We start from the raw sequence: 26523 nt of genomic DNA, 5'->3' as shown, positions 1-26523 counted from the left end.
CATACGAACATTTATTGAGCGAAAGCCATATTTCGTGAGCATAAATTGAGCAATCAACACTTACCAACATCAACTCAATCGTGTATATCCAACGATGCTTTCATCGAAACAGATCTTGAGTGTTCACAATCCGCACATACGCTCGACCACCCTGCAACGAACCCAACAGGTAAATCATGAAAACACATCCCTTTGCTGAATTTATCTACTCTGTAGAAGACACCCTTGGTCTTTGGCATAAGGCTCGGAAAACAGAGCAAACAAGTAAACGCCCTTTCGATGCGCACCGTGAACACTTTCAAAGTGTTGATCCAGCAAAATCTGATAGAGATGAATACCGACCAAGACTAGAAAAAATATGTAGACGGCTACATGTCGGCAGTCATTTGTCACCTGACCTTCTTTCCAATCATGTTGACATATTGGAGAGTGTGTACATTGGTCTGGCTCGGCAACCCAATGTTGTTGAAGCATTCGCAGATGATATCAACCGGTTTTATATTGCCACCTTATTAATCCCTCTAATATGCGCAGACATATTGATTTTCAAAGAGAAGGCTGATGAAAACTCCATCTACTATCATCTCAACCGGATCCTAGCAATAGAAGGACTGGTAACACACGATGGCGAGCAGGATAAACTCAGAAAAAGAACAGCACGAAAATATATGATTGACTATATAGATCACTATTTCACTGCAAATCGGGAGGTACTTAAAATCGATTATGAAAAACCTGCTTCGTTAATATTTGAACTACTAGAATACTTAGATGAACTACCTAAGAAAGGCAATCAAACATGTGTGACATTAAATCAAAAAATTGATGTGTGTAACAAGTTAATCCTCAAGAAAAACATTGAAAATTTTAGCATTCAACCAATTGCCGCAGCTTACACCGCGATTATCATCCTTCAAGATATCGATACCAAAACAAATATGTTTGGGTATTTCTGTCAAATTTACAATGCAATGTCCATAGAGGGTGATGAAGATGCTTTACAATCAAGCCTGCACGCAGCTCTTAATGAGAATTACAATAACATTGATATAAATGAGTTTTTGGCATGTAAATATCTCAGCTATGAGCCCAAAAGACTCTTAAGCATCAAGAAGAAAAACAACTTAGACAACATTATTTGTCACGCCATTGAATTGTGTGAAACAGGGTTACCATCTAATTACTTGGATATGCTAGCTCCATTCCCAACACAGGAATCATATTTATCAAAGATGGTATCTCTTCCACCTCAATTTGATATACCTATGGTAATCAGTGAAGATGCTATTTATTCAAAATATAAATCCGCAGCTATTGATATGAACATCATAGTGTTTGATAAAAAATCCACATTCGCTATTGAAGAACTAAAACATAAAACTAAAAATCGAGTTGAAATGTATTATGCTCAATACACGCCATTAATCGATGCTCTGAACTGTATTAAACTCAATAATCCAAATGCGGCTTTAGAGATAGTTGAGAATGCAGTGAAAAAAAGTTACCCACTGTTTGGCTTCATTAAGTATTCACTCGCAGTACTTTACGTTGGACTAATGTATAAACTAGAGAGAAGAAAAATAAAACATCAATCGCTAATGAAACAAGTAAATGACATCATAAATCACCAAGGGATTGTTTTCATCCCTGTAATTAGACCATCTCATGTAACTACATCCTCCAATACTTCTTGGCTGTCCGAAGATGACTATATAAAGCACTCTATAATCAGCGGGGATAATACTTATAGCGCAATCATACTGCAGACCATATACAGTTATAATTTCACTGTTGCACGGCACACCTCTACGGACAATCATCTAGCTGATGCAAACGACCCACAAATTTTGAGAGTAAACCTTCTTGACATAAATTATGCCTCCTCGATGATTAGTCACGATTTACTAGAACGGTTTAATGCGATATCAGGAAAAATACTTGCTGGGTTAGAGAAAATAAATACAGATGCAACACCTGAATTATTTGTAAGCAATCTAATAAGTGCACGCCTTATCTTGCCTGAGGATTTAACTGACAACCTGATCCACTGTATTGATGGTTCTTCACTCGGAGTCTGTCTCCTAGACCATTTATCGATTATATTGTTTTTATCTGTTCCAGGAGATGATGTTGAAAATATTATAGCATTGGGTAAGAATACTAAAGTTGTAGAACTATTGTTCCGCTATCAACACCCTTTAACTGGGGAATGAAAATTTTCAGGTGTGTTGCGATCAAACACATCTGCGGAAAATAATTTGAACATATTCGTTATTGTTTTCATGCGCGAGACTGTTGTAAACTATGGGGTGAGGCATCGATAACATTACGGTGCCACAACCTCATGACGTATTTCCTGTTGCTTGGTCCTTTCTCCTCGGCTATGCTAGTCGTACCATCTTCAGCCTATGAATTAAGATCACCCCCCAGCTCTCTCCAGATACTTTCAGATACAAATATCAAAAGTATCTGGGATTCCCCCTAATAGCTCCTCATTTAATTGGAATCATAGTTCTCACATGAGGCACCACAACATCATTTTATATATACATGCTTTGTGGTAATTGGTTATTCTTACTGCTGCGATCAAAGTCAGCCTCAGATATATGCTTCATCTACACAGTAATCACTACCAACAAAATCCCTTAGTGCTTCAGCAAAAACCAGATCCCACAACTATTTTTTGATGTGTTTATTCAATGCTGCATGTACTGCCCCAAATAAATTAATATCTCATGTTTATCTATATATTCATCTGTCCGATGAGAATAACTTGTTCCGATCTCCCTCTATCTATCTAACGTTAATAATCATCGTCTAACGTGGTACAGCACGATAAGGTACAACTCTTTTATAAAGACCCAGCGAAAAACAATACTTTGCGTTGGACATAGAGACCAGTTCAAAGATGGTCGCCATCGTTAAGATCAAGCTCGTATTGGTCAAAACTTAAAACCCTAGTCGGGAATGTTGTGAAATATTATTTACTGTTGATCACCGAACTGTAAGTTGCTTGATGACTACGAGGGCAGTCTTGAATTGGTGGATCTGTGATGTGTTGACATCAATATCATGCTGCGCCTCAATCAACGAGAAACACCAGAATGAAATGCCAACAACAAGTAGTTCACTATGCGACTAGATGTCATGCTTTTTATGCGAATAGCACCCTCTCAGATACGCGAACAGGAATAACTCACATATAGCTGAAGAGACCAAGCAACATGGTCACTAGACATTTCCCCATTGAAATAGATAAATGGGTGAGGCTTCCGAGTTTCGTCTTGGTAGCTCAGGGTTGTCGCTTTTGCGGTCCGATTGAAAAGTAACTCAGATAGATATTATCAGGAGACACCAAACACATATCGCTGTGAAGCTGCTTGGGAGCGCCATTGCGGCCTCCCAAGTCATTGACCCTGGCATCAGTCACAGATGTGCACAGCGGGCTGTTAAGGCGCCAGTCGTGCCACCAGCTTATCAACCACCTCCAGCACCATTTCTCTGTCGGCAGCATTGAGCTTGGCCAACTGCTGGCTGAGTACAATGCTTTGCTCTGTAGGGCGGTTGCTGGTCTCACGCAGGAGGTCTGCAAGCTCACAGCCAAACAGCTGGGCCAACTGTGCCAGGCGCACTACGGTCGGCACCACTTTTCCCCGCTCCATCCGGGAAACAGCTTCCATCCCGATATCCAGGTGCTCTGCGACTTGCTCCTGGGTCAGCCCCACTTGTTGGCGTTGGCGTCCAATCGCTTTACCTACTCTCTTGGCCAGTTCTTCAAAGTTGACGTCTGTCATAAGTCCTCCAGTCAGCACGTATGCTTGACCATGGACTCGTTGACATTAAGGACGATTATGGTTGATGCTCAACCAATTGGGTTGATGTTGTTTGAATATATAGATTGATATTTGAAAGGAGTGCTTTCTACACGACGTAAATTCCAGCCCACTTTCTTCAGTTGCGCTTGGCTAACTGCCAGCACGCTCGCTGACGTTACCTGTATTACCCCGCTTATCCGAGAGGCTTGCCTTGTCGGTCAGGCATCCTTTTGCCATTTTTATTAAGGAGAGATCATGAATCGCACACTGCTTTATCCCTTACTGCTGGCCTGTGGCCTTCACTGAGTGCCTGCAATGCAGAGTCTGCCGATGGCCCAGAATTCGATCTAGACGTGGAGTACACCGCTATTGGGCGACCTCAGATCGTCGTCACCTCGCTCAACGATCAAGTCACCATTCAAAAAGTGCTGATCAATGGCGGCAAGAGTAAATGCCGGGTGATGCTGCGCAGTGACTTGATGGGTTCGGTGGGAGGAACCTATTTCCCACTCAAGCTCAATTACACCGAAAGCTGGCGGCTGGTCATGACCGAGCCGTGCCGATTGAGGGAGGTCACCCTCTTCACCAATCTGGGCAATGCCTCTTACACCATTGAATAAGTCGTCTGGAGAGTGACATGACAGAAAAAATCAAACTGGCACTGTGGTGCACATGGTTATCGCTGCTTGCCTTACCGACCTGGGCTGCGCCTCAATTCACTGTGCCAACGGTCACTAAACGGGTACCGGCCAACGTTGAGGGCACCCTCAATTTCGCCAGCATGCAGTTTTGGATAGAGACCTCGAAAGGGGAACGCATCATGCTGATGCCGCTGGATGAAGATGAGCCAAGGCTCATCCCCAGTGTCAGCCAGCCGGTTTCACTGAACGGCATGATGCTGACCTACTCGGATGGTAGCCGTTACTTCGAACCCTCCTTTGCACCCTCGTCAGCCGCATCAAGTACCGCGTCATTTACCATCGTGAAAAATGACGATTACAACATCGAGATCCGGTATGGGGATGAACTGCTGCTGCGCTCCGATGAATATGATGCCATCAAGCTCACGCACCGATTGCCGCTGGCCAATGGGCAGGCGGCCTTGTTTGAGCTACACAGTGGCGGTGTGGCATGCCCGGTGCTCTATCAGTTGGCTGTCGCTCAGACTGGTGTGCTGACCATGCTTTCACAACCCTTTGGCTCCTGTAGCGATGAAGGCAAGCTGACCCCTGCCCCCAACGGTTTCACCCTCGACCTGCCCGGCAACCCCCGTCAGCGCTGGGTATGGGATGCCAACAGCTTGACGCTGCGCAAGCAGTCCTGACCACCAGCCGCCACACATTCACCACCATCAGGGCACCTTCGGGTGCCCTCTGTTTTATGCCGCATTTTATTTAAGGAACTGTTCATGCCATTACCACAACCGGGAGACCACCTCGTTTCCCCCCGCACCGGTTACCAGCACCACGGTCTCTATCTGGGGGACCATCTGGTCATCCATTACCAAGGGGTCAGTGCCGGAACACAGTCCGGTCAGATAGCTATCACCACGCTTGCCGAGTTTAGCCAAGGGAGGGGCTATCGCATCCAGCACCATAGCGCACGAGCCTACAACCGGGAGGAGAGTATCGACCGTGCATACTCCCGCCTTGGAGAGGCGCACTACAGCACACTCTTTAACAACTGCGAGCACTTTGTGCTTTGGTGCATCGAGGGCTTTCACTACAGCAAGCAGATTAACCAGCTCATTTCCACGGGGTGTATCGCACATCAGGCACTTCGCACCGTGGCCCAGCAGCCCACCCAGGCGGCCCTGTCTGGCATGGCCACCAGCACGGTACTGAACCCGTCAGCGACAACCGCTGCGACCGCAGTAGTCAGTGCGTTGCTGGGGAGCTCGGCCACCTCGCTGGCGGCGCCCTTGGCAGCCACCTACGGCCTCTACCGCGCCTGGCGCTGGTTCAGGGATTGATGCGCCTCACACTCGATACCAAAAGGACACACCATGATAACCATGCCATTTCACTTGGCAGGGATGGCCCTGCCGATTTCACCTGAGCTACCTGACTTGCTGCGCCGCGTCGCGCGGGAACAACAGCTCGACCTCACCAACCTTTCGACCCTAACCCTCAACTTTCGCAGCCCCGGCTACAGTCCCGAAACGGGTGGCGTCCATCCGGTTGAGCAGCGGCTTATTCGGGGATTGCACGGTTGGGTCTTCGATTACATCACCGACTTCAGCTACCAGGGGCTCGGCCATGATGCCGAGCTCTGCAAGGAGATCGACTTCAACTTCCTCGATGGGGAACACACCATGTTGGGCTGGGGACCGCTGCGGCTGGCCGAAGCGCGGGAATTGTTCGATATCTGGCAAAGCAACTTCATTGCCTACTGCCGGTTGGAATGCTTCAGCGTCACGGTCGCAGGAGATTAGGAGGTCACGATGACCCAAGAATTAGCTCTATCCCACTACTCACGCCAGTGGCTGGGACGAGTCGCCACCAGCGCCAAGCTAACCCCCACTCGCAGTGGTCAGCGTTGGCTGCTGCACCTGACACCGGATAGCCCACCAGCCCGCACAGTCACCTTGCAAGTGCGTTGGTCTGGCGTGCAGTGGCAACTGCTCTCCCTCACCAATGCCGAGGACTGGCACACCATGAGCCAGCCCGTGGATGAAATCTGTGTGGACCCTAAGCGTCGCTGTTTCTGGCGCAGCCAGGCAGGAGCCGTCCCACTCTCTGAGCAGCCCCGCGTGCTGGGAAGCTTTATGAGTGACCTGCAGCGTGCCTGCATCCATCACGGCTATCGTGTGGAGAGTGACCCCTTACCCCAAGAGGAGGCACAAGATGCCAAAACAACCGGTAGCCGTTGAACTTGAAGCCATCAATCGTAATGGCGAGACGCAAGTGGTTCGGGGCAGCGCCCTGCCCGTGCACGGCTACGGCGTTTACTTGCGAGCGGTAGAAGCCAGTGGATTGGCGCTGGCTACCTGGATAGCTGACTACGACACTATCGGCCAAGCCTATGAGCTGGCGGAACGGCTGAGCGTTGCGCTCGCTATGCCGCTCACCCTGCAGGTCCCCGGATTGCTGATGCCGGTGAAGCGTGCCCCTACAGCCTGAGCAGGAGCAGAAGCCGCCACCAAGACCAACTGAACTACCCTCAAAGTGAACCAACAACCGCTCTACCTTTAACCCCGACATGCTTCATGCGTGCCGGGGTTTTGTTTATTTGGAGAATTCCACTATGCGTTATCACAAGCTGAAAGCCGGGGAATGCCCCGGCACTTATGTCGTCACTGAACCCGTGACCGAACAAGACCTGCTGCGTATCGCCAACCAGATTGCCCGTAAGCGCTTGGCCAAAGGCACCGCCATTACCAGCACCACCGAGGCCGCCGAGCGGCTGCAAACCCTGCTGCAGGACCGGGAGCACGAAGTGTTTGGTGCACTGTTCCTTGACTCCCAACACCGCGTACTGGCTTTTGAGGAACTGTTTCGCGGCACCTTGGACAGCGCCAGCATCTACCCACGGGAAGTAGTCAAGCGGGCCCTGATACTCAACTGCGGGGCCATCATCGCAGTGCACAATCACCCAAGCGGTGACCCTGAACCCAGCCAATCTGACCGGGTCTTTACCCAAGCCCTCAAGGAGGCCTTGGCGCTGGTCGATGTGCGATTGCTCGACCATCTGGTGGTCGGTGCCGAGGGCGTGGTCTCGCTGGCCGAAAGAGGTCAGCTATGACTCTAACCCTAGGTAAGTCACACCTCACCACCCTCGACATCCTCCTCGAGCTGCGCGGCTGGCTTGCAGACAACGTCGAGATGCAGGCCGAGCCTGCCATCGTGGCTCACCTGCCTAACGGCTATCAGCTCACCCAGAGCGATTGTGTCGAGGCCATTGATGCACTGCTCCATCAGCTACGCCCTTAACCGAGCCAAGAAGGGATAAACACCATGCGATTACCCAATCCCTATTCCCTTGAGGAAATGCTCGGGAAGCTACGCCATGGCCTGGCAGCCGCCAGCAACCAAGGGGCGCTGGCGTTGTTGGGGCAAGCAGTCACCAAGGCTCGTGATGACGAGGGTTATGCCAGGCAGCTTGAAGAGGCCTTGCTGCGGGGATCCACCATCGAGATCCGCGAATGCCTCAGCTGCTTTGGCGACTACTTCGAGCGCTCCCGAGACGCACCACCCTATTACCCGCATCACGATACCGTCAACAGCATTGATTGTGCGCTCTACGCCATCCTGTTTGATGCGGCTTACCCAGACGCAGAGCAGGCGCACGAATAACGCCAGCATCCCCAAACCCGGATCATCCGCGCCAACACCATGATCCGGATATTCCAACACTACCCACTGGGCCACCTCACTGCAGGTGGCCTTTTGCATTTCAAGGAATCACCCCATGTCTGCCTTCATGATCGATCGCAAGGATTACCTAGCCTTTGCCGTACAGTTACACCGCTTTTGCAATGCCCCGATGCCACCGCACTACATCCTTGAGTTGCTGCGCACCCTCTGGTGGAACTCGCCAATGGATGTCACCAGTACCTGGACGTGGCGGGTAGACCGGCTGGTACGGCTGATGATGCTCGCCAACCGGCGTGCAGTTTGGCATCGCTATCAGCGTGGGCGTCAGCAGGACCACAAGGAACCACGTCAGCACCGCTCGACCAAGCTGGGGCCGCTTAAGCCTGCCCATCGTTACCATCAGGCACCACTCACCGATGCCGAACTGGTGGCGCTGTACAAATTCACCTGCTGCGCTCTGTATCAATCGAGCGAATGGAGCGGGAGCCCCGAGCAGGCTCCCCGGCTTGTGAAAGTAATCCAGCAGTTTCAACAGGCTCTCGCGCAAGACGTGCTGACCCGGCTGTCACTGTGGGAGCAAGCCCCCTGGGGAGAAATGTGATGAATCTTTCCATCACCCTGACAGTGACGAGCTCACCACCGAGCTCAGCCGCCCAGATAGCCCAGATAGCCCAGCGTATCGCCGATGACATGGCACACCTGCATCACCGTCTGCGTGATGGGGCCAGTGATGAACTGGGCATCAGCATCAGTTACCTGGTCGAAAAATTTGCGGTGTTGGCAGCGGCTTACCGTGCACCTGCAGAAATGGAGAAACATCCATGATTGAGTTCAATGACAGCTTTAGCCAGGCCGCCGTGGCAGAGGCCATGTGTGCTCACTCAGGGCTTGCCAAGCTCATCAGTCAGCAATTGATGCTGCCGGGCTTTGCCTATGCCCACGATGTGGAGGGGCGACGTATTGGTGGCCCGCTGGTAGCCCCCAACCCGGTGCTGCACAAAACCTCGCTTTTTGTCAGCCCACGTGACATGCGTGACCACCTTCCACGAGAGATTAACTTCGCCCGCTTTCGTTGCCCCTGTAATGCAGCGGGTCAGCCGGTCGGTGAGTGGCAACGGGTAATTGTCGGGGCCTACGTCAACCACGGTAGTAATGACAAGCCGGATTGGAGTAGTCACACCTGAGCCACGGCCACCAGCACACACAAGACCCCATACAGCCCCTCACACCGAGGGGCTGTTTGCATTTGAAGGAAGCCCAACCATGCATGACTTACGTGATTACAAGACTCTGTCCGCCCGACAACTCACCGCCGCTATCGGCCAGCTCAACCACAACACCGCACCGAAGATAATGACCCATCTGGCATTGCGGGCCAGACAGCAGCACCCGCTCGGTAATGGTCGTAGCAGAGCCAAAGCCCTCACGCTGCTGCGCCGGGTCAAGAAGGCTCACCAAGCGGGGCGTATCCTTTTTGAGCTCACCGTGACGGGTTGCCGCATCGACCGGGGGAGCCATCAGGCTGACCGTTACTACTACGACCGGACGCTGCTGGCCCAGGGCTGGCAACAATACGATACCGAGGAAGACGCCTGGTATTTCGGCATCTGGATTCACACAGAGAAGCTGGAGACCTTTACCTACGCCGAAGGGGATACCAACCATGTGATTGCGCCAAACGTTGAGGCGTTTCGTACCGAACTGGCGCGGCTCTACCAGTTCCACCCGCAAGCCCCAGCGTTTATCTGTATCAATCGGGAGGTAGGCATCGTGACTCACTACTTATAGTGCTGAGTCGTTCATTCATGCGGTGTAGCACTGTTTAATTAACAAACAAGTCTAGTCACATCCATATAGGAATTTGACCATGCTCAAGTTTTTTGTTTGTCAAAGCTGAATCGAGGTGTGTTGAAAAGTGCGCCGCTGTAGTATGGAGAGCCTATAGGGTCTGGTGCCAAACGGAGTTAGTATTGCTGTTTAGAGGCATAGATTCATTTTTTTACAACGTTCGGGGTTTTTGAAGATGAAAATTACGGCTAGACGCACAGCTATTTGTTTAATGGTTTCCGCCAGCCTTATTCTCTCTGGCTGTGCTAGCACTGGGAGCTCAGTGACAGGGAATCAACCAGCAACAGATTCAAGACTTACTAATGGGCAAGAGGCTGAATTTTTTAGTGCATCTGGATTCCAGGCATGTGCCGTTGCGGCAGGTATGGGTGTTGCAGCTTGCATGCTTTTGAAGTCAGAAGAAAAAACTCAGTGTGCAATAAAAGCGGGCATAGCTGCATGTGGTGTGGCGATGGGGGCTAACTACTATCTTGATACTCGTCGCGCTGAGTATGCCAATACCACCGATCGTTTGCAGGCAATGAACAACGACATTCAAAAAGACACCGAGGTCGTGGTTGCTCGCACTAATACTGCCAAGCAGGTAATTGCTGACAATAGTAAAACCTTGACCCAAATTGCTAAAGATAAAGACCAAGCGGGTTTTGACAAGGCGGTAGCACAGCGCCAGCTTGGCAAAGTCGATGCTGATCTGGCTCAACTCAACAAAGAGTTGACCAATATGCGTAAGAAGGCGACCGAGTATCAGCAAGTGGCCAAAAGCGAGCAGAGTGAGGCAACTGAGACTGAGTTGGCAATGGTCAATACCAAAGTGCTTGAGCTGAACAAGCAGATTGCCGTATTAGAGAAAGAGGTTAATGCCCTCTATGACCAGCGCAGCGCTATCACAGTTGGTTAAATATCAACCATTACATCATTATCGTTAAGGGAGTCGTCAATATCTCGGGTCTATCTGGATGTTGATAGGAAAATATTATGAAATTTAGAGCCGTCTATCTGAGTAGCTTGCTGGTATTAACTGGTTGTGCCACAACTCCCGCTGATTGCGATCCTTCCAACCGTAGCGCTAGCCTCCTCACAAAAATGAGTTGTGATTCCTCTGGAGGATACCGCCAAAAGGTCAACGACCAAGAGCAACAGCTGCAACGAAATCAGGAACTCAACGCACTATCGCATCAAATTTTGACCGACATGGAAAGCCGTAAGCTGCGTTCAAACACAACACTGGCACAAGAGCAGGCTGATCAGCAGGCATTGAAAGCCTCCTTGAGTCAACTGGTTGCCCAACTAAAAGTTAAAGGTGGTAACCAAGTCGGGCTGCAGCAGCAAATCAGCGCTCTGTCCCAGGCCGAACAGCAGTTCACTCCCTCCTCAAATGATAATGCAGCTCAAGTTGCAGCAAGGCGAGAGGAGGCTGCGCTCCTTGAAGCCAAGGTTAAAGAGCTGAATCAAAGTCTGGGTTATTAGAGCTGATTTTTTCGACCTAGCTTAAGGCCATCTTGGCAGCAGAGTGTTTGTTAGCAAGCACTCTTTAGCGCGCTTTTGGATATGAAGTCTCTTTATGCAGCGAATAATATCGGATTTTCCGATTGACGAAAAAGCGCTCGAAAATTATGAGCAGAGCCTTGCAGTACTCTGTCGTTATTTTCCTCCCCTAATTACCAGCCTGTTTGCGACGGCGCGTCGTAGCCGCGATGGTAATCTGGAGTGGTGGAGCGAGCGTGAAGGGCAACCCATACTGCTGAATGCGCTCCCTGCTACAGAACAAGCCATGCTGCAGGAGAAATGTCTGCTTCGTCAAGAGGCGATCCGTCAACTGGCAGAAGAGCTGGTTCGCCGTGGTGAGCCAGTTCCTGCCGAGCGACTGCATAACTTGCTCAAGCAGACACCACAACTCGCGTGCTACGGCATCAATGGTGAGCCGGTGTTGGTTCACTGGGGGATCCCGCAACAGCCTGCAGACCCAATTCAGCTAGAAGAACCCACCCCGAGGCTTCACAAGGGGCACCGGATTACCGCCAGGCATTATGGCTGTCTGGCTGCGATATTCTTGGCACTGCTACTAGGGTGCCTGCTGCTGAGTCGCTGGCCTGCGTTATTCCCAGTTGATCTTCCCTCTAGTGGTAAGCCGCTAACCGAGTTGACCAAAGAACAGCCCAACGTCAGCCTAGTCAAGCAACACGATTATGGCCGTATTCAGGTCAATCTCAATTGGAGTAACCCTAACCCAGACAGTGCGATTGATCTGGATGTCGCTGCTTTTGTTCGGCTGAAAAATCAGAAAAAAACCGGGGTTGAAGCGCTCAGTCGTCTGTTTGGTGATTATGACAACGTGCCTTATGTGGCGTTGGAGGGAGATGATCGTAGTGGGGAAAACAGTCATGGGGAGTGGTTGCTAATTAACGGTTCTCATTGGCAGCAGATCGATGAGGTGCTGATTTATGCCTTCATCTATAGCGGTGCTTCCAATTGGCAAAATACTCTGGCCACCATCACCATCCATATTCCCGGTCAACCACCCATTACGACTCGTTTGACCGAAGGGGGGAAAATATGCCCGTTAGTGTCATCGCTCGGTTAATCAATGTTGATGGCGCGATCAAAGTTGAACGGATAAACCAGTATTTTGACGATCGAAAGAGCATCGATAAGGCGTTTGGATGGGGGCTAGAGTGGCATTCAACCAAGGGTAAAGGTTGAGCGGTCCTGCTGTCACAAGGGCTGAGTCTCGCCATAACATAATTAGATTTTTTGAGGGTTTATAGATGCAGGATTCCATCCAGGGTCCATTACTACGCAGTGGTCATAATTCCGCGTTTAAGGCGCTCGGTGAGACGGGGTTCCCTGTCTACCGTATGGCTTCCCAATTACGGGAGACCATTCGTCGTCTGGATACGGGGCGCGATCTTGCACGCCATTTGGCAATTCCGCAAAACCATCAAGGGGGGGATAGAACCGACTGGTACAGTAGTTTTGCGGGAGATGTGATCCCATGGAACAGTGCCACTGAGTTTGAGCGAGCGGCTGCTTACTCGCAGCTTGAATCCTTTAAGCTAGCGGTGCAGGCACTGAGCGAGCAGCTGCTGACCACTGATAACAAGGACAGCGGTGGCGACAAGCGGGTCTTTGCAAGTTTGCTCAAACAGGTAGTCAATTTTCCGGATCAGGATTTTGTCTATCTGGTGGATGGGGTATTGGTAATCACGTTTTGGGGATTTGTGCATGATAACGACGAACAACGTGACCCGATGCACTGGCTAAAGCCCGTGAGCCCGAGCTTGACTACGCCGGGAGTAGTCGCTAGTGCCCCCGTCGCAGAGCTTGCCCCTGCGTTTGAGATAGTGCCAACAACAGGCCCGGTGCCGGCAACCCCCATGTATGCCCAGCCGGTAACACCGACAATCCAGACCGGGGGCTGGTGGAGTCGCTGGCGTTGGTTGTTCTGGCCGCTGTTGTTGCTGGCTCTGTTAGCATTATTGCTGTTTGGTCTGCGATCCTGTGTCCCCAGCTTTTCGCTGCCAGGCGTATCATCTATGGGCTTGCCAATATTCAGGGATAGTGCAGTAGCTGTTCCCTCATCAGGGCAAGCGCTGCCCGTGGCGCATGGTCCTACTGATGTGGCAGCGACAGTACCTAGTCGAGCATCAGAGCAGCATACCACGGTGGACAGCGCCGCTTTAGCGTCAGGCGATCCGCTTACGCCTCCACCAGCCCCCCTGGCTAGCGGTAAGGAGCCGGTGTCCACAAGCCTCCCGCAAGCTTCGATGCCGGGCGCAGCTGCAGACCTAGAGCCGCCCACATTACCGCCAGCAAGTCCCCCTAGCACTGATATCGCACCGAGTAATAGCACTCCGCAAGATCCGGCACCTCAAGGTAAGGCGCTGACAATACCGCCGACCATTGCCAATGGGCCCGCCCAGTTTTTAGACGGTGACTGGAAAGTTAACGGGGGTATTCAGGACACCCAGACCGGCAAGCCATTGCAACTGCAATACAGCTTCAAAGAGGGTGAAGGCCGCGTCAGCTTGCGTCAGTCCAATGGGGTTGAGTGTCGGGGTGCGGCTAGCGGCGTAATGAAAGACGGCCAATTGAGTATTAATAATCTGGGGCAAGCAGAGTGCGCTGATGGATCCAGCTATATGATCCCCCAAATCGAATGTAAGCCAGGAACGGACAATGGCACCGATTGCGTGGGCCGTAATGAGGGTGAGCAGCAGTTCCCCATCAAGATGCGCCAGAAAAATCCCTAAGGGCAGGAAGATATAATCATGTTGCCAGAAATAAAACCATTTGATCGTCAAGTCACCCTGGTGGGTGATTCTGGAATCCAGTTTATGGATTTCGGTCTGACGCTGGGGCGCGAGCAGGCAGGTGAGTTTGTTGAGCTGGCCAGCGGCGTGCTCACTCGTCTGCTGTACAACGAAGAGAAGGATTTCCATTTCTTCCAGCCAGGGCCCGACGCCATCGAAAAGGCGCGCGCGAAGTATGATATCGCACTTAAGAGTAGCCTCGAGTTGCTAGACGGGATCTGGCTTCCGCTGCCGCTGTTCCGGTTTAATTCTCCCCATTTCTACAACGAGGGACCGATCAACTGGGCACGTTTTCGGTTGGTCAAACTGCAAGAGCCGGACTTGGATGGCCATACCCATCGCCTGACTCTGGCTTTTGATACCCGGATCATGGCCAAGTTGCACGGCTCAGCCGATCTGGGGCCCAATCAAGAAGATGTCAGTGCAGGGGCCACCTTCCAACTTGCCACCTCGACCTATGCCCTTGGTTGGTATTTGACCCAGCCTTGGCTAAAAGAGTGGCTGCTTGAGGTCTTTAATGATGCAAGCCAAGGGCGTGATAGAGAGGAACGGGATAGCGAGATACAGCAACAATACCCAGTTGCACATTACCTTAATCTGCTCTCCTTGTTGGCGAAGCCGGTCGCTGATCAGCAAAGCAAAGAGCCGCCAAGGGTCGAGATACCGCAATTTCGGATCATCGCTAACGGCGAGACCAATGCCATCAAGCCGATCCCGGTGGATCTGGTACTCGATGTGGGTAACTCTCGTACCTGCGGCATTTTGATTGAGGATCATGGTCAGTCCGGTTCTGGCCTGATGCACAACTATGTGTTGCAACTGCGGGATCTAAACGCCCCTGAACAGGTATATAGCCAGCCCTTCGAGAGCCGCATCGAATTTTCTCAGGCCTTCTTTGGCAAGGATCACTGCTCGGTTCGCAGTGGTCGCCATGATGCATTTCAATGGCCGACCATAGCCCGGATCGGCAATGAGGCTGGCCGTTTGGCCAGCCGCCGTCGCGGCAGTGAAGGGTCGACAGGTCTATCTAGCCCGAAGCGCTACCTGTGGGATGAAAAATTCTATGGTCAGGGCTGGCGCTTCAACTCGGCTTATCAGCAGCACGATACCCATTCGCTGGCAACGGCGGCCCCTTTTGCGAACCTTATCAATGAAAAAGGGGAAGCGCTGCACACCATAGAGGATGAGATGGATCGCATCCCGGTGTTTACGCCCCGCTACTCGCGCAGTGCCCTGATGACCTTTATGCTGGCAGAGGTATTGACCCAGGCGCTGACCCAGATCAACAGCCCGGCACAGCGAACTCGCCAGGGGCATGCCGGTATTCCGCGTCAGTTGCGCAATATCATTCTCACTGTGCCGCCCGGCATGCCGATGGCCGAACGCTGTATTCTTGATGAACGGATGCACCAAGCCGTGGGGTTGGTGTGGAAGGCGCTGCGCTGGCATCAGGGGGAACAAGACCCTTATCGTCGCCAGGAAGATGGGGATGTACAGGATAATATCCAAGTGCCATTGCCCCGCGTCCGGGTGGAGTGGGACGAGGCCTCCTGTGCTCAGCTGGTCTATCTCTATACCGAGATAAACCAGAACTTTGCCGGTCATCCGGAGGAGTTTTTTGCCGCGCTGGGCCGCCCCGACAGAAAGAACCGAGAGAGTATTACCCTAGCCTCAATCGATATTGGGGGTGGTACCACGGATCTGGTCATCACCGATTATGCCCTCGATCGCAGCGGGCAACAGGGAGCCGGTGTAAATGCCCATATCGTGCCACAGCAACGCTTTCGTGACAGTTTCAAGATAGCGGGGGACGATGTGCTGCTCGATGTTATCCAGCTGTTGGTGCTGCCAGCGCTGGAGACCTCGTTCAAACAGAGTGGTGTTGGTTCGGTTGATACCCTTATGTCACAGCTTTGTGGTGCCAACAACGTTAGCGCTGCAGAAGCGGTGTTGCGCCAGCAACTCAACTTACAGGTATTTGTCCCGATAGCCCTTGATTTACTGGGTCGCTATGAACAGTACGATCCGCAGGGCTTGGGTGCGAACGTGAGCGAGAGCCTGCGTTATGGCGACTTGGTGCCAGCCAATAACATCAGTGCGGCGGTAGAAGCGTTTGTACAGCGGGAGGTGCAAAAAGCGGGCGGCTGCAGTGACTTCAAGCTGCGCGAGGTGCCCATCACCTTCAATTTGGCACAAGTGCATCAGGCACTGCTGTCTGGTCGTTTCAACATCAGCAAGGTGTTGACCGCATTGTGTGAGGTTATGGCTAACTACCATTGCGACATGCTGCTGCTAACAGGGCGCCCCTCCTTGCTACCGGGCATTCAGGCCTTCATTCGGATGTGTCTGCCATTACCGCCGGGACGCATTTTGCCGCTGCATGGCTATCATACTGGCACTTGGTATCCGTTCCACAAGAATGGCCAAATCGATGATCCAAAGAGTACTGCCTCGGTGGGTGCCATGATCACCTTACTGTGTGCCAATCACAGTATTCCTAACTTCCATTTCCGCACTGCAGCGCTCAAGCCTTACTCCACCATTCGCCATATGGGGATCATCGATCTGCAAAATATCATCCGCGATCACGATGTGACCTACCGTGATATTCAGTCGTTCGAGGGTCAGATCCGGTTGCCTAAGGTTGGCAGTGAAGATACGGATACCCCAGTCTGGATCATGCGCGGTGACTTGCGTCTAGGCTATCGCCAGCTTGCTGCTGAACGCTGGACCGCAGCCCCCTTCTATACCTTGCGTTTTAGTGATGAGGGGCGAGCCAAATATACCCAGGCCAAGTCTTTGGATGGCAGCTCACCCTATCTGGAGGTCAAGCTGGCTATTGGCAAGGATAACCGGGCCAGGGCATTGGGGCTTATCAGTGACAAGCTGATAGTCAGCGAGGTGGGTAGTAATACTGATAAAACATTCAATAAGCGGGATCTGGAGCTGGAACTCAACACCATGCCAGATGCCGGACTCATAGATAGCAGACACTGGTTAGATAGCGGGAGTGTAAAACAACAATGAAGCCTCAACAGGAGACCTTAAGTCAGGGTTGGGCGACAATCGAGCGCAGCGCCCAGGATGCACTTGGCTGGGTCGATGTGGTGCGCCATGACTCCCACCGGCTCGATAATGAGGCGGATAAGCTTAACCTTAGTTTGCACCGAGCTCGCAATGTGGCCAACAGCCTCAAGCGGGTGGCTGGTACCCCCATGACGGTGGGTTTTTTCGGCATTTCCCAAGCGGGTAAATCCTATCTGATATCGGCCTTGGCTGCCGGGGGGAACGGCGCGCTGGAGGGATGCTATGGGGAGCGTCCGGTTGACTTCATAAAGGAGGTTAACCCTGTGGGCGGCGGCAAAGAGGCCACTGGTCTGGTCACGAGGTTTACCCGTGCCAAGACCGCTGCCCCGGCGAATTACCCGGTACCCTTGCAGCTGTTTAGTGAAATAGACTTGGCCAAGATCTTGGCCAACACCTGGTTCAATGATTTCAACCATGAACTGCTGAGCTATCAGCTCGATGAGGCGCGCATCGAGGCTCGGCTGCGGCCGTTTGAGCATCGTCCCATCAACCCGGTGCCCAACAACGGTGTCAGCCGTGATGATGTGGTGGCCCTGTGGGATTATTTGAACGGCAGTTTTAGAAAGTCGGTGGAAAAACTTGAACATGGCTACTGGCCAAGGGTATTACAACTGGCTCCCACGCTGACGCCAGCCGAGCGGGCAGAGTTGTTCTCCCTGTTGTGGGGCGAGCAAATCGAGCTGACCGAAATCTATCGTAACTTGGCGACCAGCCTTAGCAGACTGGGTCACGCCAAGACCGTTTACGCGCCTCTTGATTGCCTGTTGAATCAAGGTAGCGGCAGCATCAGCATCATGAACGTGGACAGTCTCGGCTTGTTGGGATCCGCCGGGGATAGGACAGTCGAGATCTGTTTCTTGGCACCTGACGGTCGGCATATGCCTGCCTCTATTGCTCAGGCTGAGCTGGCTGCCCTGACCACCGAGTTGATCTTTCCCATGGTCGAGGGGGCTGCGGATAGCTTGGTGGAGCAAGTGGATCTGCTCGATTTCCCTGGCTACCGTGGGCGTCTCGCGATTAGCAAACTGGAAGAGGCCGCCAGTGCAGGCTGTAGTCCGATTTCTCAGTTGTTGCTACGTGGCAAGGTTGCATATTTGTTCGAGCGTTATACCGACAATCAAGAGATGAATGCCTTGGTGGTTTGTGCCAGCTCCGCCAAGCAGAGTGACGTGACCAGTGTGGGTCCTGTGCTGACGCGCTGGGTAGAAAAGACCCAGGGCAAGAGTGCCAGTGAGCGGCAGAGTCGTAAACCGGGACTGTTTTGGGCGCTGACCATGTTTGATAAACGGATCCAGGATGGACTTGGTTTTACACCGACACAGCTCAAGGAGGGGGCGGATGGCTTGATGCAACAAACCCTGCTGGAACGTTTTGGCCAGTATGACTGGATCCAAGAGTGGGCACCTGGTCAGGCGTTTAATAACTGCTTCTTGGTACGCAAACCTGGTATGGCCGTCCCTTTCTTGAACATAGACGGTGGGCGAGAAGTAGCTGTTGCACCTCAATATGCAGATGTCTTGCAACAGATGGCGACCTCTTTTGCGACAGGAAAAGGCGTGGCGCAACATTTTGCTGATCCTGACGCTGCGTGGATGGCCATGATGTCGCTCAATGATGGTGGCATGGCCCTGCTTGGGCATGCGCTGAGGGGGGTGGCACATCTTGAATTCAAGCTTGATCGACTCCAGCAACAACTGGATGCCAAGCGCAAAGAGCTGGCTGAACAACTGCTGGGGCGTTGGTATGAGCAAGATGGTGACGGCCAACTGGCGAAAAAGCAGGAAATAGGCAAGCAGCTCTGGACTGGGCTTGGCGCCCGTGTTAACTCCCTCGGTGAGCTGATTAGCCAGCTTGATCTGCCCTCAGCGGAACTGAGCAATATCTACCTCAGTATTCGTGAGGATGTCCCCAAGGATGATGGGGGAGAAGCCACCGCAATCTCTCCTTATGGCAGTAGCCCGGCGAACCCGTTTGGGCAGACGCCCTTTGGCGCTAGTCCTTTTGATAGCAGCCCATTTGCGAGCAATCCTTTCGATCAGGCTGATGTCGCCGTGGTGAACACAGCCGCCAAGGCTGAAGAGCGGGTAGGCCAGGATGATGGCTTCGCCCGTGAGGCATTCAAGGCATGGGTCGCTCATTTGCGGGATCTGCCCACCCGGAAAACCCTGCTGGCTCAGCTCGGTATCGAGACCGAATTGATAGACTTACTTACTGAAGAGTTAGTCACTGCGGCTAACCGTCTGGATCTGGAGGGAACGTTGAAACGAACCCTGGCTGGTCAGGAGCAGGCGGGGGTGCGGCGAGAACAACAGCTTGCACGGCAAGTGATGAAGGCTCAGCTTACATTGCGCGATTTCGTGGCTTGGTTTGGTTTTTTGGCCATGCCACCAGAGAAGGTACCACACAGCTTTGCGGGCACTAAGGGCAAGCTATTTGCCCGTGGTTCAGCAATAGGCCAAAACGAGTTACCTTGCCTGCCTGCCACTCCGCTCAATCCTGCCATGGCGTATTTGGGGGATTGGCTCTCTTCCCTGGTGCTGATCACCCAAGATAACGCGGGCCATAGCGCCACACGGGATATTTCTCACGATCAGAATCAGCGTCTGGGCCAGATCATACATCAATTAAAACAAGAGTAAGCACCATGCTAGCCAAAATAATTGCTACCGACCCCGCTGTACCGGGTGAAGCCCAACTACTAATCCGGTTGCGGGGCATCTCCGAGCTGGTGGAGGGGCTCGAATTTTCTCTTCTCAATAATCAGCAGAACTATTTGCAAGAGGGGGGGCTGTGGAGCCCCGCCCCCCACTGGTTTGGCATCAGTGGCGGTTATCCGCTACAAAGCGGCAGCGGTTTTCGGGTGGGTGCTGCGATCGTGGATCCCTTGTTGGTCAACTCAAGCCCAATTCAGATCAACGTCAAGCTGGCTTCTAGTGAAATCCGTCATACCACCTTGCAAGTGGCACGCGAGGCGGTATTCCCCTCCAGTGCTCGAGGCGAGGTGGGTGAATATGGTGGCAGCAGTGTCATTAACTCACCCGTGGTTGATGCTCCTCCAGTGCCAGATTTAGCTCCAGTTGAGGTGCCGGTTGAGATTGAACTGCCAGCCTTCCGTGCGGAACCCGAGATCGAACCAGCGCCCGTGCCGGTGGAGACGCCCTTACTGACGGCCACTACGGCTGCTCCTAAATCGAAGACTCCGCTGATCCTAGGTGGGGTGGTGCTGTTGCTACTGATTGGCGCCCTGATCTTCTGGTTTAGCCGCTCAGCAGCTGCACCAGTGATCGATCCTATTGCTGCAACTGCTGTCGAACCGGTGGCGGCAGAACCAGTGGTTAATGAAGCCAGCGGCGAGGCAACGGAGGATGGTTGCAGTGCCGCTAATTTGGCGACGAAGAGCGAATTGGAGTTTGTGCAGGCCTGTATTGCACAGCAGCCGCCAACCGATACCTTATTGGCGGTGATCCAAAGCGCCAAGTCAGCCCAGAAATGTGGTGTGGCGCAGCGCCTTTATGCCAACCGTGCGCAGGGGGGAGATAGCAAGGTGGCCCTGGCCTATGCCCGTGAATATGATCCCAAGTTCCACCAGCCGAACGACTGCTTTAAAGAGGCTGATAACGCCACTGCAGCCTATTGGTATGACACAGTACTTCAGGTTGAGCCCGACAATGGTGAGGCTAAACAGCGCTATGAGGAGTTAAGCAAGTGATTGCAGCAACTAGGTCATTGCGCGGCGCGGCAGCACTCATGCTGCTGTTGGGGGGCGCAGGTGCGGCGGCGGCCGAGACGACATCGGAGCATCGTCCATTGTTACAGGAGGGGAAAAAGAGCCTATATCAACGAGTATTGACCACCCCCGGTTGCGAGTTGGTGGCCGAGGCGGGTCAGACGTCTGGGGTGCTGCAACCAGCCTTCAGTAGCTTCTATGTCTATGAGCAGGTCAATGCCAAGGGGGCCGGCTGGGTAAAGGTCGGCCCCGACAGCTATGGCCAGAGCATCGGTTGGTTACCCCAGTCTTGTACTGTGGATTGGAAGATGCAGCTGACTCTGGCTTTCACCAATCCGGCTAACCGGGATCGCCTGCTTTTTTTCAAGGAGCGAGATCAGCTCAATCAGATTCTGGAGGCGGCGGATCCGGTCGCCAAGGTTGCACCGCTGCGCGCTGCGTTGAAGAAGCAGGGCAATGCTGGCGGGGTGCTGGCGCAAGAACCCGAGTACTTTGTCGATCTGCAGCAACAGTTCTATCTGTTACCCATCCTCAGTGGTGAGGAGGTCATGACCGAGGATGGTTTCTACACCCGTTTGCTCAATGTGGCCTCGGTCAGCAAGGCCGAGGCGGCCACTGTTGAACCCAGTGCCAAGGTGAGCCAGCTCAAGGAGTTCAATGCTGCTGTGGTGTTCGTGGTGGATTCCACCATCTCGATGGGGCCTTATATCGAGCGAACTCGAGAGGCCGTGCGCAAGGTCTATGAGCGGATCAACAAGGAAAATCTGGGTCAGCAGGTGAAATTTGGCATGATCTCCTTTCGCTCCAACGCCCAGGCGGTGCCTGGTCTGGAATACACCACCCGCATGTATGCCGATCCTAATGAAATCAAAGATGGTGCCGATTTTTTGAAAAAAGTGGCCGATCTCAAGCAGGCGACCGTTTCGAGCAAGCTGTTCAATGAGGATGCGTATGCAGGTGTGATGCAGGCGATAGACCAGGTCGACTGGAGCCACTTTGGAGCCCGTTATGTGGTGCTGATCACCGATGCAGGTGCGATAGAGGGGGATAACAAGCTCTCTACGACAGGATTGGATGCCAAGCAAATCCGCTTGGAAGCTGCCAACCCAGGTGTGGCGATATATACCCTGCACCTGAAAACGGCGGCGGGTAAGAAAGATCACGCCAAGGCTGCGAGCCAATATCAGGAGCTATCGACTTACAGTGGTACCAATACCTCGCTTTACTATCCGGTCAATGCTGGCGATGTAAACGAGTTTGGTGACAAGGTTGATGCGTTGGCTACCGCCATCACCGAGCAGGTAAAAGCATCCTACTTTGGCGAACCTGCCATCGGCAGCGCCAGTAACGCCACGGAGGATGATTCGCTCACCCCGGAGCAAAAATTGCTGCAAGATACTGCGCTAATCGGTCATGCCATGCAGCTTTCCTACCTCGGCAAGAAGAGTGGAACACAGGCTCCCCTGGTGTTCGAGGCCTGGATCAGCGACCGGGATCTGATCAAGCAGAATATCCCGACCACCGAGGTCAGGGTGCTGCTCACCAAGGGCCAGCTTAGTGATCTTAGCGATGTGGTGAAACAGATTTTGGATGCGGCTAATGAAGGCATGATCTCACCGGCCAAGATGTTCGAGCGCTTGCGCTCGGTGGCTGCGACCATGGGGGCTGATCCCAATCAGCTCAAGCAGTTGGATAATACCAGCATCACGAGTCTGGGGGTGATGGGGGAATACCTTGCCGACCTGCCTTATCGCAGTGATGTACTCAATCTGGATGAGGAGACCTGGAAGAGTTGGGATGGGTTGGCACAGGAGAAGTTTATCCGCACCCTAGCGACCAAGTTGCGCCATTACCAGCGTTACAATGCTGATGTCAGTCGCTGGGTGGCGCTGGCCAAGGATAGCGATCCCCGTGATCATGTCTATCCGGTTCCTCTGGAAATGATGCCCTGATGCTGTGTATCGAAGCTATGAGCATAGTGCGGGGCAGCGGGGAACAGGCCCACAGGGTCTGTTTGCCCTCACTGAACTTGCCTCTGGGGCAGGTGGTCGCCGTGACAGGGGAAAGTGGCTGCGGCAAGAGCACCCTGCTTGAGGTGATAGGACTGTTACTGACTCCCAGCCGCGTGGGGCGGTTTGAGATGGAATTTACTGATGCAACTCCAGCAGTGGTCAATATTGCACGTTTGCTGGCGGCCAACGATCAAGCGGCGTTAGCCGCTATCCGCGCAGCCAGAATAGGCTTTATGTTGCAAAGCGGTGGTTTGCTGCCCTTTTTGACTGTGAGAGACAATATCCGCTTGCCCTGCCAACTGCTGGGTATCGCAGAAGATGAGCGGTTACTCACGCGGGCCATCCAGACCCTCAAGTTGGCGGGATTGCTGCACAAGAAACCGGCCCAGCTTTCTATCGGGGAGCGCCAGCGAGTTGCTTTTGTGCGGGCGGTAGCGCATCGACCTAAGCTGTTACTGGCCGATGAGCCTACCGCGTCGCTTGATCCCCACACTGCGAGATTGCTCTTTGCGCTCTTTATCGAGTTAGTTCAAGAGTGGGGCATCGCGGCGCTGGTGGCCTCCCATGATTGGGGGCTGGTCAAGACGTTTGGCTTGCCCTGTCTCAAAGCTAATTTGACGCGGGGAGAAACTCATTTTGCGCTCTCCTAAACGCGGACTACTGCTGCGCTTGGCCATGCAGGATCTTTGGCATGATAGCTCGGTATCGTTTTGTATTATCTCCTCGCTGGTGGCCGTTATCGCCCCTTTACTCCTGATGTTTGGGTTGCGTTATGGGGTGGTAAGCCAGTTGCAGCAGGAGCTTGCGAGAGATCCACGTAATCTGGAGATCCGCATGGTGAGCAGTGGCCACTATTCAGCAGAATGGATCGCTGCCCTGCAGCAAAAATCGGAGGTAGGTTTTGCCATCGGCCAAACCCGATCCCTCAATACCCAAGCCGATTTGCTTAAAGATATGAGCCATTTCATTGAAAATGCGGAGGTGATCCCGACCGCTCTTGGGGACCCGCTGCTCGGTGCATTGCAGCTGGGGGGAGAGGATGAGGTGATCCTCAGCTCCGAGGCCGCGCGCCGCTTGGCTGTCCGTGAGGGTGACACTATCCGCTTGCGCGTCATGCGCCAGCTAGACACTCGACGCGAATGGGGAGAGCGCACCCTGACAGTGGGCGCGATATTAGTGCCCACTTATTTCAACCGTCCAGCCTTGTTCGTGCAGCAGTCCTTGCTGCTGGCGCTGGAGTCTTTTCGTGATGGCTATCGTATTCCTATGCTGGGGATCAGCACAGGTCTGCCGTTAACGGACAAACCGCCGATGTTCGCTCGCACCCGCATTTATGCCGACAGTATTGACCAGGTGGCGGCGCTTGATCTGTGGCTCAAGCAGCAGCGCATCGAGACAGTGAGCCGGCTAGCAGATATCGAGAACATAAAGAGTATCAACAGGGTACTTAGCCTCATCTTCAACGTCATCGCTGGCACCGCGCTGATCGGCTGTATTGCCTCCTTGATCGGCGCTTTCCTCGCGAACGTGGATCGCAAGCGCAAGCACATTGCAGTATTGCGCTTACTCGGTTTCACCAGCCCGGCGGTGGGCCTCTACATCATCTTTCAGGGGGTGATCCTGACGCTGCTTGCCTATGGGGGCGGCATTTTGCTCTATCTGAGCGGCAGTGCACTGTTTAATAGGACGCTGGCTAGCAGCCAGAGTACCGAGCAGATGATCTGCCGGATCACCCCATTTCATAGCTTATTGGCCCTAATTCTGGCCCTGACGGTAGCCATTCTGGTGGCCATTATTGGCGCGCGACGAGCCATTGCCATTCAACCTGCGGAGAGTCTGCGTGAACTCTAAGAAGACCTTATCCCGGCTCATCATCATGGGATGTGCCCTGTCCAGCGGTAGTACATTTGCTGAGCCATGGCCAGAGAAAAATTACAATCCCAAACCCGATGCAGAAGATGTGATCCTGCCGATGCCATGCGAGGGATCCATGGCCTTTCGGCGAGTGCAGGTGCCAGTCAGCGGCCCGCTGGAAGACTTACCCATTCAGGTAGGTCAAGACGGCGGCGACTGGGGCTTTGTCGAGCACACTCATCCTGCTTTCATTGCCGGTAGTTTCACTCAGTCAGCTAAGGAGCAGGGCCGCTATTACCTGATGGCTAAATATGAGCTGAGCCAGCTGCAATATCAGGCACTTACCGCAGATACCTGCCCTACACCATCGAAGAAGCTTAGCCTGCCGGCGAGCGGCATAAGCTGGTTTGATGGGGTCGCGGCAACCGATAAATACAATCTTTGGTTGCGACAGCATGCCGCTGACCAGATCCCCAAAGAAGATGGTAAAGCGGGGTTTGTACGCTTGCCGACCGAAATCGAGTGGGAATTTGCCGCTCGTGGCGGGCTCAAGGTCAACAGCGCTGAGTTTCGTGATATTCGTTATCCAATGAATGACCTTAAAGAGCATGAATGGTTTGCCGGGGCTCAGTCAGCCAATGGTCGTTTGCAACTGGTGGGGCTGCTTGCTCCTAACCCGTTGGGCTTGCACGACATGTTGGGCAACGTGGACGAGATGATGTTTGAACCTTTCTACCTCAACAAGCTCGATCGTCAGCATGGTCAGGCAGGTGGTTATGTGGTACGAGGTGGAAATTACCTTACCGAGCAGGCCGCCTTGCGCAGTGCGGCCCGCAAAGAGGTGAGTTACTACGATGACGATCGTCACTTTACCAGCAAGAGTACCGGACTACGACTGGTGCTAGTTTCTCCCACCATGACCTCGACCAAGCGAGTCAAGAGCATCGAGAGCAGCTGGCGGCAACTGGGAGCAAACAAACCGGCAGGGGAGGCCAGTGATAAGAAGGATACGGTCAGCGAGCTGAATACACTGGCCTCCGGGGTTGACGATGAGGCGCTCAAGCAGAAACTGAAAAACCTGGAAGGCCAGCTCAGGGCTAGCAACCAAAAGCAGCAGGAAGAGCGTGCACAGTCGATTCGCGCCAGCCTTAACCTCGGTGCCTTTCTTTGCACCAAGTTACAAGATGATGGCAAGTTCTTGGATTTTCTTAGCTCCAACTATGAGCTGCTCTGCAGTGATAAAGCAGATCAAAACTGCGCAGCTCGCAAGACCAAGCTGGATGAGCAAAAAGAACGACTGAGCCAGCTTACGGGCTATTACGCCAGTGGTTTGGTTGAGTCTGCATCCATATATGGTGAAGGCCCAATTAAAGAGCAAGTATCAGTTTTTAATCAAATGCTGACAATTAACAAAAAGCTGAATGGACTTAGACCATTTCTTGCAACTCATTGGGCAAACCAGCAGCGTTATCTACAAAATGGAAAAATTGATGCTGTCATGTGGTTGGAAAACTGTAAGAAGTTGCAATGACTTAATTGAATTTAAAAATGCTT

Annotated in this window: 26 protein-coding genes; 25 read left to right on the top strand and 1 reads right to left on the bottom strand. The window is 52.8% G+C overall.

Translation table 11 applies throughout. The annotated features are described in order from the left end of the window. Positions 1 to 176 precede the first annotated feature (176 nt). Complete coding sequence (locus ACTG19_RS10625) at positions 177 to 2213, top strand: hypothetical protein (RefSeq protein ID WP_125596582.1); 2037 nt, start codon at positions 177 to 179, stop codon at positions 2211 to 2213. A gap of 1236 nt (positions 2214 to 3449) precedes the next feature. Here the strand turns inward: ACTG19_RS10625 and ACTG19_RS10620 are convergent. Beyond that, entirely contained in the window at positions 3450 to 3794 is a 345-nt protein-coding gene (locus ACTG19_RS10620; RefSeq protein ID WP_201972956.1) for a helix-turn-helix domain-containing protein, read from the bottom strand. A gap of 251 nt (positions 3795 to 4045) precedes the next feature. On the opposite strand from ACTG19_RS10620, the gene ACTG19_RS10615 reads away from it, so the two are divergent. The 24 genes from ACTG19_RS10615 to ACTG19_RS10500 all read left to right on the top strand — a co-directional run bounded on the left by ACTG19_RS10615 (position 4046) and on the right by ACTG19_RS10500 (position 26500). Continuing rightward, entirely contained in the window at positions 4046 to 4435 is a 390-nt protein-coding gene (locus ACTG19_RS10615; protein ID WP_279497961.1) for a hypothetical protein, read from the top strand. Between the two features lie 17 nt (positions 4436 to 4452). Continuing rightward, a complete protein-coding gene (locus ACTG19_RS10610; RefSeq protein ID WP_279497960.1) occupies positions 4453 to 5139 on the top strand; it encodes a hypothetical protein in 687 nt (228 codons plus the stop codon). An 84-nt stretch (positions 5140 to 5223) separates the two neighbouring features. Further along, positions 5224 to 5787 (top strand): lecithin retinol acyltransferase family protein, encoded by a 564-nt coding sequence (locus ACTG19_RS10605; RefSeq protein WP_376869630.1) that lies wholly within the window; start codon positions 5224 to 5226, stop codon positions 5785 to 5787. A gap of 36 nt (positions 5788 to 5823) precedes the next feature. Continuing rightward, entirely contained in the window at positions 5824 to 6249 is a 426-nt protein-coding gene (locus ACTG19_RS10600) for a DUF2787 domain-containing protein (protein ID WP_439989598.1), read from the top strand. A gap of 9 nt (positions 6250 to 6258) precedes the next feature. Continuing rightward, complete coding sequence (locus tag ACTG19_RS10595; RefSeq protein WP_080688891.1) at positions 6259 to 6687, top strand: hypothetical protein; 429 nt, start codon at positions 6259 to 6261, stop codon at positions 6685 to 6687. Next, entirely contained in the window at positions 6662 to 6937 is a 276-nt protein-coding gene (locus ACTG19_RS10590; protein ID WP_042048606.1) for a hypothetical protein, read from the top strand. Before ACTG19_RS10595 ends, ACTG19_RS10590 begins: the two co-directional genes overlap by 26 nt. A 124-nt stretch (positions 6938 to 7061) precedes the next feature. After that, positions 7062 to 7559: a RadC family protein gene (gene radC, locus ACTG19_RS10585; protein ID WP_024945022.1), complete on the top strand. Its 498-nt coding sequence runs from the start codon at positions 7062 to 7064 to the stop codon at positions 7557 to 7559. Beyond that, a complete protein-coding gene (locus ACTG19_RS10580) occupies positions 7556 to 7747 on the top strand; it encodes a hypothetical protein (RefSeq protein ID WP_024945023.1) in 192 nt (63 codons plus the stop codon). The genes radC and ACTG19_RS10580 overlap by 4 nt, the downstream gene beginning before the upstream one ends. A gap of 24 nt (positions 7748 to 7771) precedes the next feature. Next, positions 7772 to 8110, top strand: coding sequence for a hypothetical protein (locus tag ACTG19_RS10575; protein WP_439989060.1), 339 nt, complete (start codon positions 7772 to 7774; stop codon positions 8108 to 8110). Between the two features lie 115 nt (positions 8111 to 8225). Then, entirely contained in the window at positions 8226 to 8732 is a 507-nt protein-coding gene (locus ACTG19_RS10570) for a hypothetical protein (protein ID WP_198505360.1), read from the top strand. Next, positions 8732 to 8956 carry a hypothetical protein gene (locus ACTG19_RS10565; protein ID WP_429111164.1) on the top strand — a complete coding sequence of 75 codons (225 nt, stop codon included), beginning with the start codon at positions 8732 to 8734 and terminating at the stop codon, positions 8954 to 8956. Before ACTG19_RS10570 ends, ACTG19_RS10565 begins: the two co-directional genes overlap by 1 nt. After that, positions 8953 to 9315, top strand: a complete 363-nt coding sequence (locus ACTG19_RS10560; protein WP_279497955.1) for a hypothetical protein — start codon at positions 8953 to 8955, stop codon at positions 9313 to 9315. Before ACTG19_RS10565 ends, ACTG19_RS10560 begins: the two co-directional genes overlap by 4 nt. 79 nt (positions 9316 to 9394) lie before the next feature. Further along, complete coding sequence (locus ACTG19_RS10555; RefSeq protein ID WP_182935923.1) at positions 9395 to 9919, top strand: hypothetical protein; 525 nt, start codon at positions 9395 to 9397, stop codon at positions 9917 to 9919. 235 nt (positions 9920 to 10154) lie between these two features. Next, positions 10155 to 10877, top strand: a complete 723-nt coding sequence (locus tag ACTG19_RS10550) for a hypothetical protein (RefSeq protein WP_270659343.1) — start codon at positions 10155 to 10157, stop codon at positions 10875 to 10877. Positions 10878 to 10954: 77 nt separating this feature from the next. Continuing rightward, positions 10955 to 11446 carry a hypothetical protein gene (locus ACTG19_RS10545; protein WP_182935921.1) on the top strand — a complete coding sequence of 164 codons (492 nt, stop codon included), beginning with the start codon at positions 10955 to 10957 and terminating at the stop codon, positions 11444 to 11446. A 94-nt stretch (positions 11447 to 11540) separates the two neighbouring features. Beyond that, on the top strand, positions 11541 to 12560 hold the full coding sequence (locus ACTG19_RS10540) for a hypothetical protein (protein WP_439989059.1): 1020 nt from the start codon (positions 11541 to 11543) through the stop codon (positions 12558 to 12560). 184 nt (positions 12561 to 12744) lie between these two features. Further along, entirely contained in the window at positions 12745 to 14229 is a 1485-nt protein-coding gene (locus ACTG19_RS10535) for an SrfA family protein (protein ID WP_182935919.1), read from the top strand. A gap of 18 nt (positions 14230 to 14247) precedes the next feature. After that, positions 14248 to 17316 (top strand): virulence factor SrfB, encoded by a 3069-nt coding sequence (locus tag ACTG19_RS10530; protein WP_182935918.1) that lies wholly within the window; start codon positions 14248 to 14250, stop codon positions 17314 to 17316. Continuing rightward, positions 17313 to 20015 carry a putative virulence factor gene (locus tag ACTG19_RS10525; RefSeq protein WP_182935917.1) on the top strand — a complete coding sequence of 901 codons (2703 nt, stop codon included), beginning with the start codon at positions 17313 to 17315 and terminating at the stop codon, positions 20013 to 20015. The genes ACTG19_RS10530 and ACTG19_RS10525 overlap by 4 nt, the downstream gene beginning before the upstream one ends. Positions 20016 to 20020: 5 nt before the next feature. Continuing rightward, positions 20021 to 21085, top strand: coding sequence for a hypothetical protein (locus ACTG19_RS10520; protein WP_182935916.1), 1065 nt, complete (start codon positions 20021 to 20023; stop codon positions 21083 to 21085). After that, positions 21082 to 23055 carry a vWA domain-containing protein gene (locus tag ACTG19_RS10515; RefSeq protein ID WP_232091569.1) on the top strand — a complete coding sequence of 658 codons (1974 nt, stop codon included), beginning with the start codon at positions 21082 to 21084 and terminating at the stop codon, positions 23053 to 23055. The genes ACTG19_RS10520 and ACTG19_RS10515 overlap by 4 nt, the downstream gene beginning before the upstream one ends. Further along, positions 23055 to 23765 carry an ABC transporter ATP-binding protein gene (locus ACTG19_RS10510; protein ID WP_182935915.1) on the top strand — a complete coding sequence of 237 codons (711 nt, stop codon included), beginning with the start codon at positions 23055 to 23057 and terminating at the stop codon, positions 23763 to 23765. The genes ACTG19_RS10515 and ACTG19_RS10510 overlap by 1 nt, the downstream gene beginning before the upstream one ends. Then, positions 23752 to 24966: an ABC transporter permease gene (locus ACTG19_RS10505; RefSeq protein ID WP_232091568.1), complete on the top strand. Its 1215-nt coding sequence runs from the start codon at positions 23752 to 23754 to the stop codon at positions 24964 to 24966. The genes ACTG19_RS10510 and ACTG19_RS10505 overlap by 14 nt, the downstream gene beginning before the upstream one ends. After that, positions 24956 to 26500: a formylglycine-generating enzyme family protein gene (locus ACTG19_RS10500; RefSeq protein WP_197971236.1), complete on the top strand. Its 1545-nt coding sequence runs from the start codon at positions 24956 to 24958 to the stop codon at positions 26498 to 26500. Before ACTG19_RS10505 ends, ACTG19_RS10500 begins: the two co-directional genes overlap by 11 nt. Positions 26501 to 26523 lie beyond the last annotated feature (23 nt).

This window comes from Aeromonas sp. 3P, assembly GCF_051919745.1.
In the GTDB taxonomy this organism is placed as follows: Bacteria; Pseudomonadota; Gammaproteobacteria; order Enterobacterales; family Aeromonadaceae; genus Aeromonas; species Aeromonas veronii.
Note: the sequence above shows the minus strand (reverse complement) of the source record. Positions and strands in the feature narration are given on the sequence as shown.